General features: G+C 69.3%; 9 protein-coding genes. 4 read left to right on the top strand and 5 right to left on the bottom strand.

All coding sequences use genetic code 11. The features are described from left to right. The coding region (locus tag AB9M23_RS07165) for an anti-phage dCTP deaminase (protein ID WP_372423747.1) at nt 1–1,701 on the top strand (1,701 nt) is incomplete at its 5' end. 788 nt (nt 1,702–2,489) lie between these two features. Then, complete coding sequence (locus AB9M23_RS07160; protein WP_372423745.1) at nt 2,490–3,119, top strand: MarC family protein; 630 nt, start codon at nt 2,490–2,492, stop codon at nt 3,117–3,119. Nucleotides 3,120–3,125: 6 nt separating this feature from the next. On the opposite strand, the gene AB9M23_RS07155 is transcribed toward AB9M23_RS07160, so the two are convergent. Both AB9M23_RS07155 and AB9M23_RS07150 read right to left on the bottom strand, forming a co-directional pair. Then, on the bottom strand, nt 3,126–4,718 hold the full coding sequence (locus AB9M23_RS07155; protein WP_372423743.1) for a DUF3369 domain-containing protein: 1,593 nt from the start codon (nt 4,716–4,718) through the stop codon (nt 3,126–3,128). Next, nucleotides 4,715–6,346 (bottom strand): PAS domain-containing sensor histidine kinase, encoded by a 1,632-nt coding sequence (locus AB9M23_RS07150; RefSeq protein WP_372423740.1) that lies wholly within the window; start codon nt 6,344–6,346, stop codon nt 4,715–4,717. The genes AB9M23_RS07155 and AB9M23_RS07150 overlap by 4 nt, the downstream gene beginning before the upstream one ends. A 486-nt stretch (nt 6,347–6,832) precedes the next feature. Between AB9M23_RS07150 and AB9M23_RS07145 the strand changes: the two genes are divergently transcribed. Then, complete coding sequence (locus tag AB9M23_RS07145) at nt 6,833–7,273, top strand: helix-turn-helix domain-containing protein (protein ID WP_372423738.1); 441 nt, start codon at nt 6,833–6,835, stop codon at nt 7,271–7,273. A 302-nt stretch (nt 7,274–7,575) separates the two neighbouring features. After that, nucleotides 7,576–8,823, top strand: a complete 1,248-nt coding sequence (locus AB9M23_RS07140; RefSeq protein ID WP_372423736.1) for a lipopolysaccharide biosynthesis protein — start codon at nt 7,576–7,578, stop codon at nt 8,821–8,823. Here AB9M23_RS07140 and AB9M23_RS07135 read toward each other — a convergent pair. The 3 genes from AB9M23_RS07135 to AB9M23_RS07125 are packed head-to-tail and all read right to left on the bottom strand — an operon-like array spanning nt 8,802 to nt 12,774. Next, nucleotides 8,802–9,956, bottom strand: a complete 1,155-nt coding sequence (locus tag AB9M23_RS07135; RefSeq protein ID WP_372423734.1) for a glycosyltransferase — start codon at nt 9,954–9,956, stop codon at nt 8,802–8,804. The genes AB9M23_RS07140 and AB9M23_RS07135 overlap by 22 nt on opposite strands. Next, on the bottom strand, nt 9,953–11,233 hold the full coding sequence (locus AB9M23_RS07130; RefSeq protein ID WP_372423732.1) for an O-antigen ligase family protein: 1,281 nt from the start codon (nt 11,231–11,233) through the stop codon (nt 9,953–9,955). Before AB9M23_RS07130 ends, AB9M23_RS07135 begins: the two co-directional genes overlap by 4 nt. Then, nucleotides 11,230–12,774 carry an undecaprenyl-phosphate glucose phosphotransferase gene (locus AB9M23_RS07125; protein WP_372423730.1) on the bottom strand — a complete coding sequence of 515 codons (1,545 nt, stop codon included), beginning with the start codon at nt 12,772–12,774 and terminating at the stop codon, nt 11,230–11,232. The genes AB9M23_RS07130 and AB9M23_RS07125 overlap by 4 nt, the downstream gene beginning before the upstream one ends. Nucleotides 12,775–12,833 lie beyond the last annotated feature (59 nt).

The raw sequence follows: 12,833 nt of genomic DNA, 5'->3' as shown, positions 1-12,833 counted from the left end.
TTGATTTACCCCGTTTCGCCGGCCCGTTTCCCGGTTTCCTGCGGTTTGCACTTTCCTGTTTCAAAATGTTCCGGGCGCTTGCTCGACCCTCCCAGTCGAGAGATCATGTCTTTCCGATCTGAGGTTTGCAGGAAGCGGCCGGTGTCTCCGAATCAAGCGCCCGTTCGCCCAGAGCTGATATTCTGTCTTTGCGCGGCCTCTGGCACGAACACGCAGGACGTTGTCGATGCGCTCTCAACCGAGCTGAAGGCGGTTGGGTACGAGGCGGTTAATGTGCGGCTCAGTAGCCTTATGGCCGAGCTCCCGGGAAACGAAGCTCTTCAGAGCCTCAAGTTTGAGGACGAGCGGATTCGCGAAAGCATGAGGGCCGGGAACCGCATGAGAGCGATCGTCGGAAGCGACGATGCCGTCGTCCGCCTCGGAATTGCACAAATCCTGCGGACGCGGGGGGAGCGCTCTGGCGACCGTCAGGTCCAAGCCGAGGGGGTCTGCTTCATCATAAATTCTCTAAAGCGGGAAGAAGAAATAGAGCTGCTTCGAGTCCTCTACGGGAAGCGCGTGTTCATGATTTCAATCTACGAGCCGGAGGGTTCGCGGATCGATGCACTCGCGCTCCGGATTGCAAGGTCGCGAGCTAGCGGTGACATTGAACGTTACAAACCGGTCGCCAAGCAGCTTATCGATATCGACAAGAAGGAGCGCGGAAATCCTCATGGCCAAAGGCTAGATGATGTTTTCCCGCTTGCGGATTGCTTTCTCAAGTACGGGCCGGACCTCCGTATGAACGTCGAGCGGTTCGTTCAGCTTCTTTTCGGCGCACCGTTCACGACGCCCACGATAGACGAATTGATGATGTTCCACGCTAAGTCTAGCGCTCAGAGGTCCGCCGATTTGTCGCGACAGGTTGGAGCAGTGATCGCGACAAAGCGGGGAGAGGTTCTGGCCACCGGCTGCAACGAGGTGCCTCGTGCGGGCGGGGGGGTCATATGGGATGCCGTAGCGGGCACTCCTGACGACCACCGGGACTACCGGGAGGGGGTCGACGCCGCCGCGGCCGCGAAGAACGACATTGTTGCCGATGCGCTGGGTGCACTCAAACGTGCAGGATGGTTGAGCGAAAATCTCGCGAGCTACGAACCCGAACAGCTTGCGCTCATGGCTCTATTCGATGGCGCAAAGCCACTCGCATCCGCGAAGGTATCCAGCCTGCTAGAGTTCGGTAGGATCGTGCATGCCGAAATGGCAGCGATCTGCGACGCTGCCCAACGGGGAGTCGCGGTCGACGATGCTACGCTCTACTGCACAACTTTTCCCTGCCACGTTTGTGCACGGCATATCATCGCGGCCGGTATTTCCCGAGTGGTCTACATCGAGCCCTACCCGAAAAGTCAGGCGAAGAAGCTTTACCGCCGCGCCGTTCGCGTCGATGAGGACCGTGAAGCGAGCGCCAACGCGGTCGCTTTCGAGGCGTTCGTGGGCGTGGCGCCAAGCCGCTTTTTCGACCTATTTAGCTTTGTCGAAAGGAAGAATCGTCAAGGCTACGCTCTTCCGGAACGAGTGACGGAAGGCGCCGCCCCAAAGAGTGTTGCAGTGGGGTCATACGCGTCGGAACTCGAATCGTCGTACTTGGATTGCCTCGATCGAGGCGATTGGTCCGAGTCGGCTCTGGGCGAGGAAGCGGGAGGACAAGATGGCAGCTGATTCTTGGGTGGTTCGAATGGCCCGCGAGGCAAAGGCCGAGACGGCAAATTGGTCTCCTGCGAAGAAGGATTTTGCGGCACGCGTGGTGCAATCGACAAGCAGATCGTCCTCCGGAAAGGGGGCGGACACTCAGAAACCCGTCGATCGGAGGTCCTGAGAGGCGCTCTACCGGGTGATGCGTGAGTTCAGCTTCCTGATTGCGCTTTCGGCTAGCGCCTTCGTCCTTGAGAGATAGCGCTCGAGGATCTTGCCCACCGATCCAAGCGCATGCCCGGCGATCGTCGCGATCTCCGCCGTGCTGCAGCCGGCCTCCGCGAGCATGGTGACAGCAGTCCCGCGGAGGTCTTGGAAGTGCAAGGTCCTCGGTGAGCCCCGATGCGGCGTACGCGCGCTCCCAGGCGGCGGAGAAGCCGCCCTCGGTCCAGGGCCGGTCGCGCGTGCCGATGAAACCCCCACGTGGGCCCGGGGGAGGGCGTCCAGCGTGACCTTTAGCGTGGCGGTGCAACTGATGTTGAGCGTCTCGCCGGCCCTGCGCTGAGGCAGCGTGATCGCCCTGCCGTCCCAGTGCTTCCAATCCTCCCGCCGCTCCGAACATTCCTCTCGAAAGCCTGCCAACCGGACCACAGCGGTCCCGATGATACATGTGCGTGTGCCGCGGCTGACGGCAGGGGTCCGCTCCGCTCTCGTCCTGCACGACCGCCTACCCTTGCCGCCCCTCTCGCCCCCGCGCTAGAACCCGTCGACGCGCAGGCCCGTCGGCCTGCCGCCGTGACCATGCCGGGGGGCGCATGCCGTCGATCGACATCACCGAACTCGTGCAGGAATTCGCGGTCCTGTTCGCCGTCATCGATCCCGTGGGCACGATCCCCGTCTTCCTCGCGGCGACCGCCGGGATCGCGGCGGAGCGGCGGACGGGGGTGGCGGTGCGGGCGGTCGGGATCGCGGCCCTCGTGCTGCTCGGCTTCATCGCCGTGGGGCAGATCTTCCTGGAGGCGGTGGGGGTGAGCCTCGTCTCGTTTCAGATCGCCGGCGGGATCGTGCTGTTCCTGTTCGCGCTGGGCATGATCTTCGGCGAGTCGAAGCCCGACCAGGAACGCGCCCTCGTCGAGAAGTCCGATGCCGAACTCGCGGTCTATCCGCTCGCGATCCCCTCGATCGCGGGTCCCGGCGCCATGCTGAGCGTCGTGCTGCTGACCGACAACCGCGCCCACCCGGTGCTCGAGCAGATGCTGACGGCCGCGATGATGTTCCTCGTCCTGGCCATCGTGCTCGCGCTGCTGCTCGCCGCCTCCTGGCTGCACAGGTTTCTCGGCAATGCCGGCGCGGCGATCATCAGCCGCGTCATGGGACTCGTGCTGGCCGCGCTCGCGGTCGAGACGATCCTGAACGCCGTGTTCGGCCTCCTCGCGACCCGCTGAGCGTCCTCAGGCGGCCGCAGAAGTGCGCGCCGCGGGACCGGCGGCGGCGTCGGGATGGCGCCGGGCGATCTCCAGGAAGCGCTCCAGATTGTCGAGGAACAGGCGGGTCAGGTCGGGGTCGAACTGCGCGCCGGCCTCGCTCTCGAAATGGGCGACGATCCGGTCGAGCGGCCAGGGCTCCTTGTAGCAGCGCTTGGCGCCCAGCGCGTCGAAGACGTCGACGATCGCGGTGATGCGCCCGTAGAGGTGGATCGCCTCGCCGGACAGGCCGCGCGGATAGCCGCGGCCGTCGAAGCGCTCGTGATGCTGGCCGGCGACGATGGCGCCGGCGCGGATCACCGGGCGGCTCGATTCGGCGAGCAGCGCCTCGCCCACGAGCGTGTGGCGCTTCATCACCTCCCACTCGTCGGGATCGAGCTTGCCGGGCTTGTTGAGCACCGCGTCGGGGACGCCGACCTTGCCGACGTCGTGGAGCGCGGAGGCGAGGCGCAGCGTCTCCAGATCGGCGGTCTCGAGCCCGGCGAGCCGGCCGAGTTCCTCTGCCATCGCCGAGACGCGGGTGACGTGATGTGCGGTCTCCTGCGAGCGGGTCTCCACCGCGCCGCCGAGGATCGCGGTGATCTCGGCCTGCGTCGCCTCGAGCTCGCCGCGCAGCGACAGGTTCTCGAAGGCGATCGTGATGTTGCGCGCGAACAGCCGCACGAGCTCCTCGTCGCAGATCGGACGTCGGGCGGGGTTGGCGAGGTAGAGCAGCGTGCGGGACTCGACGCTGCGGCGCGTGCACACGGCGATGTGGTCGTCGGCGACGAGGACGCGCCCGTCGAGGGCGCCCGAGATCCAGCGCTCGAGCAGGTCGGCGGGGACGATCTCTTCGAGCACGACCCGCGGCTCGCGCTCCAGCGCGCCGATCGCCGCCAGCACGTGCGGGGGACCGGATTCGACCGCGGCCGCGACGCTGCGCGCGCTCACGAGCGCTGCATCCGGCTCGAGGTAGAGGAGCGAGGTGAGCTGCTCGAGCGCGCCCCGGGCGAACTGCTCGAGGTAGCGTGCTTCGTAGAGCCGCGCGGACGCCTCGATCACCGTGCGCAGCCCCTGGCGATTGCGTTCCAGCGCGAGGATGTCGCGATGGCCGCGGATGGCGGAAACCACGGCGGAGAAGAGCTTCTGCGCGGTCAGCTCCGCCTTCTCCTTGTAGTCGTTGATGTCGTAGTCGAGGATCACGCTGCGCTCGGGGGCCTGGCCCGGCTCGCCGGTGCGCAGGATGATGCGCACTGCGTGATCGCCGCGCTCCCGGCGGATCCAGCGCACGAGGTCGAGCCCGGCGCGGTCGGTCTCCATCACCACGTCGAGGAGGATGACCGCGAGCGGCGGCAGCGTCGGCATCAGCGCGCGGGCCTCGCGCGCGGAGAAGGCCGAGTGGAAGACGACGCCGCGGCCGGCCAGCGCGAGGTCGGCGAGCGCGAGCCGCGTGACGTCGTGCACCCCGGGCTCGTCGTCGACGATGAGCACGTGCCAGGAGCCTTCGCGCGCGCCCTCGGCGGCATCCCGGGCGGAGCGGGCGGCGGCGGCGTGGGTGTCGTCGACGAGGAAGTCCATCATGCCTCGGCTCCTCGGATGGGCAGGGTCAGGACGAAGGTCGTGCCGGCGCCGGGGGCGCTGTCGACGGCGATGTCGCCGCCGAGCCGGGCCGTGACGAGGTTGTGCAGGATGTGCAGGCCGAGGCCGGTCCCGCCGCTCGAACGCTTCGTGGTGAAGAACGGGTCGAAGATGCGTGCGGCGACCGCCGGCTCCATGCCGACGCCGTTGTCCGAGAAGCGGATCTCGAGGGTCCGCGCGCCGATCGCCGCCACGAGCGCGACGCGCCGGTCGTCGCGGCCCTCGAAGGCGTGGATCGCGGCGTTCGAGACGAGGTTCGTGATCACCTGCGCGAGCGCGCCGGGGTCCGTGGTCACCTCGCCCTCCGGCTCGACCGCGAGGGAGACGCACAGGCGCGCGCGCTTCGTCGTCGGCTCGAGGCTGACGAGCAGGCTGCGCAGCCAGTCCCCCAGCGCGATCGCGCGCACCGCCTGGCTCGACTGGTCGACGGAGGTCTGCTTGAAGCTGCGCACGAGATCGGCGGCGCGCGCGAGGTTGGCGTGCGTGATCTCGAGCGAGCGCGTCGCCTCCGCGAGCCCCTGCTCGAGCTGGACGCGCCCGAGCGTGCCCTGCGCCAGGGCCCGGGTCAGCGTGGCGATCTGGCCCTGGAGATGGGTGACGGCCGTGACGCCGATGCCCACCGGCGTGTTGATCTCGTGCGCGACTCCGGCGACGAGGTCGCCGAGCGAGGCGAGCTTCTCGCGGCGGATCAGCGTCTCCTGCGTCGCCTCGAGATCGGCGAGCGCGTGACGCAGCTCGGCGGTGCGCAGCGACACCTGCCGCTCGAGCTCGGCCGTGGCCTGCGAGCGCAGGCGCTCGGCCTCGCGTCGCTCGGAGATGTCACGCACCGACAGCTGGAAGGAATCCTCCTCCTCGTCGATGAGCGTGATCGTGCCCTCGCCGGGGAAGATGGTGCCGTCGAAGCGGCGGAACTCGCGCTCGGTCTCGAACCAGCCCTGAGCGCGGGCGACGCCGAGCGCCTCCTCGACCTGGACGCGCGTCACGTCGACGTCGTTCGGCGACAGCGCGCCGATGGGCAGATCGACGATGGCCGCGTCGCCGGCTCGGAACAGCTCGTGGGCGCGCCGATTGGCGGCGACGTAGCACCCGCGGCGCGCGATCAGGATCGCGTCGCCGGAATGCTCGAACAGCCGGCGCCAGTGCTGCTCGCTCTGCGCGACGCGCTGCTCGGCGCGTCGCCGGTTGGTGACGTCGCGCACGAACACGGCCGCCTCGCCCGCCGCGGAGGAGAAGGCGGTGATCTCGACGACGCCGCCGTCCAGCGCGCCGTCGTAGGCCAGCTCCATGGTCGCCAGCGCCTCGCCCAGGAGCGCCGTGCGCCTCAGGCGGGCCGGTACGCTTGTGCCGGCGATGCGGGGGAAGGCGTCCTCCAGCGCGCGACCGATCAGCAGGGCCGGGTCGACCGCGAGCGTGCGCGCCGCCGCGGCGTTGATCCGGCGGATGCGCAGCGCGCCGTCGGCGGCGATCGCGAGCGTGACGACGCCGAACGGAATCCCATCGAGGATCGCGTGAAGGCGTGCGCCGGCGGAGCGGTCGGCGTGGTCGGGGAGGAGGGCGGCGGCTTCGATCATGGGTCACGTAACGTCAAGCTGTGATGCATCCTGACATGTGGGAAATTAATTTTTCCTGTCGCGCGCCCCCACCGGATTCGTCCGCAAGAACTCGCGCTTGCCAGCGAGTTCTGTATGGTTCAACTCGAAGTAAACCGCCCTTAGGGCGCTGCTCGCGCGAGGGGTGCCAAGCAGCACACTCATTACGATTATCAGTCGTGAACTCAAACAGAAGTAGATACTATTACGATTTTCGCGCCGAAATGCACGTTTTCGTTTGACACGTGAAGATTGCCACGCCAGAAATGCGGGAACAAAGAGTGCTCGGGGGCGTGTGGGGCGCGGTTCCGGTTTCCAGGGCGCGCCAGACTTTCCGAAACTCTGCGTTGGAGTTCGACGCTCGCGGGGTCAGGCCGCGGTGTCATTCGTGCGCGTGCAGTCGTCGTGCCGGCCGGTACGGGGGCACAACGTGGAGGCAAACGTATGTCGGGTGATGATGAGCCTAAGATGGATATGAAGAAGCATCCGAACGAGATCGATCGCGAGATCGGACGTCGCATCAAGCAGCGCCGCACCGAACTGGGGCTCAACCAGCAGAGCCTCGCGCAGCAGATCGGCGTCTCGTACCAGCAGGTGCAGAAGTACGAGAACGGAACCGACCGCGTCGGAGCCAGCCGTCTCTACGCCATCGCGAATGCGCTGCATTGCCCGGTGGCGGATTTCTACGAGCGCGGCGCGGAGTTCCGGGAGACGGGACCGGTCTACGAGCCCTCGATGGACGCGCAGCGCGTGCTCGCCACCGAGGACGGGCGGTTGCTGATCCACGCCTTCCTGAAGATCGAGGACGCCGCCGTGCGGCAGAAGGTCGTCGAGCTCGCCGCCGTGCTGGCCACGGCCCTGAAGCGGCCGTCCAACGGGCGCCGGGTGCGGCGCCGGCCGCCGCTGTGATCGCGCCCACCCGGCGCGCCCACGCGATCGCGCGCCGGGCCCCGATCGGGTGTGGACAGAGGCTGACGAATGCATGAATTCTCGTTGCCGGACATCGCGCGCCGGCCTACGGTGCCACGTGCGCCTGTGGGGGCGTACATCGAGAGCACCTTCATGGCCCGCCGATCCCGTATCGGCGGGCCTCTTTTCGTCGGCGCGCGCCGTCCTCGCGGGGCGAATGCCGGCGTCTCAACGCTTTCTCAAGCGGGGAGGGGCTAAGCGGGAGGACCGGCGCACCGCGCCACGACCGATCGAGCCGCTCCGTGATCGTGCGCACCTTCATCCCCGTCTACGGCGCCCAGCTCGCGCGGCTGGTGATCCCGGTCCTCGTGCTGCCGATCGTCGCCCGCCGGCTCGAGGTCGACGCCTTCGCCGCGCTGATGAGCGCGCAGGCGCTCGCCTACCTCGTCATGCTGGCGCCGGAGTACGGCTTCGCCACCTACGGCGCGCGCACCGTGGCGCAGGCGCGCGGCGAGGAGGGGCGGCTCGCGCGTGCGGCGCGGGAGATCGTGGCGGCGAAGCTCGTCCTCTGTCTGCCGGCCGCGGCCGCGGGGACACTCGCGGCCCTCCTCCTGCCGACGCTGGGGGGCGATCCCGCCCTCGTCGCGCTCACCGTCGCGCTCGGCCTCGCGCTCGGGCTCGCCCCCGGCTGGTTCTTCCAGGGTGTCGGCCGCGCGCAGGCCTACGCCTTCCTCGAGATCGGGGCGCTGGCGGCCTTCCTCCTCCTCGTCTTCCTGGTGCCCTACGGCCCACGCGATGCGGCGCTGGTGCTCGCGCTCCAGGCCGGGCCGCTGGCGCTCGCGGTGGCGATCGGGCACTGGATGACGGCGCGGCGCGTGGGCGTCGCGCGGCCTCCCTGGAGCGCCGTCGCGGCGCACCTGCGCGGCGGCGCCTCGCTGTTCGTGGCCAAGGCCGCGAGCGCCGCGCCGGGGCTCGGCCTCGTCTACCTCGCGGGCTTCCTGATGGCGCCCCAGCTCGTCGCGGTCTACGCCGCCGCGGAGCGCGTGGTGATGGGCTCGGCGAACGTGCTCTGGCCGGTGATGCAGGTCGTCATGCCCGAGATCGCGAGCCGGCGCGTGCACGATCCGGAGGGCGCGGCGCGCGTCTTCCGGCGCGGTGCCGGCGCGCTCGTGGCGCTCGGGGTCGCGCTCGGCGGCTTCCTGTTCGTCGCCGCCGACCCGATCGTGCGCATCCTGTTCGGCGCCGGCTACGGCGAGGCGGCGGAGGTGCTGCGCATCGCCGCCTTCATCCTGCCGCTCGTCGCGGTCAACGCGGCCTGCAACAACGGCGTCCTCGTGGTGCACGGGCGCGACCGGCAGATCATGACGATCCAGGTCGCGACCGCGATCCTCGTCTTCGCGGGCGCGGCGCTGTTCGCCGGCGGCGAGGACCCCGCGCGGCTCGCCTGGGTGCGGCTCGGTGCGGAGGTCTTCGCCGCCGCGGCGATGGTGGCCGCGAGCCTGGCCGCGGTGCGCGCGGCGTCTCCCGCCTATCCGCGCAGCGCCTCGTAGAGCGCCAGGTGGCCGCGCGCCGCCTCCCCCCACAGTGATGCCAGGTCGACCGCGATCGCCTCCTCGCGCCGCTCGTGCGCGGCGACGAGCGCGTCGGCGAAGGCCCGCGCCGGCGCGTCGACGGGCACGAGACGCGTCGCCGGGCTCGCGATCTTCGCGGCGAGCGCGGGGAAGAGCGCGAACTCGTCCGCCCGGGCCGGCTCGGTGGTGACGAGCGGCCGCGCGATCTGCGCGAGCGCGTGGAAGGTGCCGCGCCGGGCGCTCACGCCGTCGGTGTAGGGCAGGAGAAAGGCGTCGCAGGCGGCGAGCACCGTCATCAGCTCGGTCTCGTCGTCGATGCGGCCGCGGAAGTCGAGCGCGTCGGACACGCCGAGCGCCGCGGCGCGGGCGAGGAAGGCGGGCCGGTCGTCCGGCTTGTCGTGCAGAAAGTCGCCGCAGACGACGAGGCGTGCGTCGAACCCCTTCGTGCGCAGGGCGGCGAGCGTCTCGAGCAGAAGCTCGGGGCGCTTGGAGGCGTAGAGCACGCCGAAGAAGCCGACGACGAGCTGCGGGCGTCCGTCGCCCCTCGCGCGGATGCGGGCGCGCTCCGCGGCGATCGCGGCCTCTTCGCCGGGGCGCGCCATGATGTTGGGTCCGATCGGGATCATCGTCGCCGCCTCGCGCCTGGCACGCGCCACGACCGGCGAGCCGCGGAAGGCCGCGCGCTGGTGCTCGGAGACGAAGACGAAGGAGTCGGTCGCCCACACGTCCGGGAGGAGCGAGAGGTAGCGCAGCCGGTTGAGCGACATCCATTCGTGCAGCGTGACGACGATGTGCCCCCGGCGGGTCGCGAGCCGCGCCAGGAACAGTGCGACGCCCGGAAGCAGCGAGTTGCCCCAGCCCTCGATGGGCAGCTGCATGTGCACGGTCTCCCCGCGGCGCAGGCGGGAGACGATGACCCGCAAGAAGTCCAGGGGGCGGCGGGTCTCGACGGGCTCGATCCGCACGAGGCCCGGCGCGAGGACGTCGATCGCCTCGACGAGGCGCCGCGCGTAGTCCATCACGCCGCAGGTCACCGGCGCGTCCGAGCCGACGATCGTGACGGGCGCGATCGCGTCCGTGCCCGGCCCGGTGAGGGAGCGCATCTCGTTCATGCCGCGTGTCCTCCGTGGGGTGCGCTCGCGAGGCCACGCGCGCGCGCCGCCGACTCGACCCGGGCGAGCGCGAACAGGCCCCAGACGAGGCCGAGAAGCAGGTAGTAGTGCCGCCAATGGTCGGTATCGATCAGGAAGCCCTGGAGCATCTGCACGAACAGCGTCGACCAGACCGCGATGGCCAGCGGCTGCAACGAGGAGCGCATCGCCACGGTCGCGAAGCCCACGGCGACCGTGGCGAGGGTCAGCGCGAGGTAGGCGACGCCGCCCAGCCAGCCGTAGGAGGCGAAGGCGTTGATGTAGACGTTGTGGGGGTCCTCGGGCCAATGGTAGCGGAATTGGCGCGGGCCGTAGCCGTTGGGCATCTCGAACAGCGTCGGCAGCGAGCGAGCGTGGTTGCCGAAGCGGCCGGTCGGGCCGACGTCGTAGTACTGGTTGAGGCTCGCGCGCACCTCGAACATCTCGCGCACCGGCTCGATCGAGAGCGCGGCGGCGAGCGCGCCGACGCCCACCACGGGGGCGAGCGCCACGAGGCCGAGGATGCGCATGCGGACGCGCGGCGTCGCCGCGAACAGGAAGGTGAGGCCCGTCACCATGAGGATCGAGGCGCCCGCATGCCCCCAGGCGCCGCGGGAGAAGGACAGGAAGACGCCGCCCACGAAGATCACCGCGAAGAGCGCGGCGTTGCGCCAGAAACGGCCGCGGCCGGTCAGCATGTCCTGCGCGATGAGCACGAGCGGGAAGATCACGAAGGTGCCGAGGACGTTCGGGTCCTTGAACGTGCCGGACGCGCGGTCGTTGACCGTGAAGATCGCGCCGAGCCCGGCGACGTCGAAATAGCCGAGGATGCCCGCCACGCTCGCCGTCGCCGCGCCCCAGGTCAGCCCGGAGCGCAGCGCACCGAAGCGCTCGGCGCCGCGGTCGAGCAGCATGGCGGAAAACAGCACGCTCGTCGCCATCAGGTAGATCGAGACGGCGATGAACATCACCGAATCGGAGTCGTGCAGGAAGGGCGCCAGGCTGAAGACGCCGCCGATGTTGAACAGCGCCAGCAGCGCGACCATCGGCAGGGTCGAGCGATGGAGCCTCAGGCCGCCCACGGCGAGCACGAAGAGGACGAGGAAGAAGGCGAATTCCCACGGCGAGGGCTCGATGAAGGCGAAGCCGCCGCCGTAGCCCATCAGCCACAGCACCGCCCCCTCGACGCGGGGCGAGAACCCACGTCGGACCGCGGGCGCGGTCCCGCCCGCGCCGCCGAGGGCGAGGCCCGTGCTCAATACGCGTTCTCATTCTTGGAGACGAGGGAAACCGGCGTCATCGCCAGGATCTGCAGGTCGAAGAACACCGACCAGTGCTCGATGTAGTAGAGATCGTGCTCGACACGCCGCTGGATCTTCTCCTGCGTGTCGGTCTCGCCGCGCCAGCCGTTGATCTGCGCCCAGCCCGTGATGCCCGGCTTGACCTTGTGGCGGGCGAAGTAGCCGTCGACGACCTGGTCGTAGAGCCGGTCCGCGGCCTTGGCGTGGAGCGCGTGCGGGCGCGGGCCGACGAGGGAGAGGTCGCCGGAGAAGACCACGTTGAACAGCTGCGGCAGCTCGTCGATCGAGGTCTTGCGGATGAAGCGCCCGACGCGCGTCACCCGCGGGTCGTCCTTGGTGACGAGCTTCGACGCGGTCGCGTCCGACATGTCGGTGTACATCGAGCGGAACTTGAAGACCTCGATCAGCTCGTTGTTGAAGCCGTAGCGCTTCTGCCGGAAGAACGCCGGACCCTTCGAATCGAGCTTCACGGCGATCGCGGTCGCGAGCAGCACCGGCGAGAGCATCACGAGCAGGAGGCTGCCGACGACCTTGTCGAACAGCCACTTGAGCACGAGGTCCCAATCGGCGATCGGCCGGTCGAAGACGTCGAGCACCGGCACCGAGCCGATGTAGGAATACGATCGCGGGCGCAGCCGCAGCTTCGAGGTGTGCGCGGCGAGGCGGATGTCGATCGGCAGGACCCAGAGCTTGGAGAGCATCTGCAGGATGCGCTCCTCCGCCGAGATCGGGACCGTGAAGATGACGAGGTCGAGCTGCGTGTGCCGCGCGAAGTCGACGAGATCGTCCACGCGGCCGAGCTTGGGGTAGCCGGCGACGACGTCGGCGGAGCGCTCGTCGGAGCGGTCGTCGAAGACGCCGACGATCTTCACGCCGGTGTCGGGCTGGGCATCGAGAGCCTTGATCATGCTCTCCGCGGCCGGCCCGCCGCCGACGATGGCCGTGCGGCGGTCGAAGCGTCCCGCGCGGGTCATCGCGGTGAAGACGAGCGCCGTGACGAGACGCGAGGCCGTCAGCACCGCGAGCCCCGCCACGAACCAGCTCACCAGCCAAACGCGCGAGAAGGTCGCGCCGACCTTGAGCAGGAACACGGCGGCGAGCGCCACGAGGAAGACGAGCGTCCAGCCCACGGCGATCTTGAAACCGAAGCGGAAGAAGGCGCGGAAGGCGCCGATCGAGTAGACGCCCAGCGCCTGGAAGGCGAGGATCGCCAGCGCGCCGACACCGATCAGTGCGGTCCAGTACTCGAAGGAGACGACTCCGCCGAGATAGGCGGCGTGCACGACGAGGCCGCTGCCGACGACGAGGAGCGCCTCGAGCGCGCGCACCGAGCCGACGAGGACGACCGGCGACCAGCTGCGCGCGATCGGAAGCCCGCTCGCGCTCTCGGCGAGAGGCGCTCCGGCGAGGCGCGGGGCGGCGCGCCCGGGCGCGGGCCCGTCCACCGCCGCCGCGCCGGCCGCCGCCGCCATCAGGTCGCGAATGTTCAAGCCGCTCATCGTCTCGTCCCTCGCAGGGCCGGTCGTCGTCCGCCCCGTTCTCTCCGGCGTTGTAGGGA

Origin of the sequence: Salinarimonas chemoclinalis, assembly GCF_041514305.1 — a bacterium.
GTDB lineage: Bacteria > Pseudomonadota > Alphaproteobacteria > Rhizobiales > Beijerinckiaceae > Salinarimonas > Salinarimonas chemoclinalis.
Note: the sequence above shows the minus strand (reverse complement) of the source record. Positions and strands in the feature narration are given on the sequence as shown.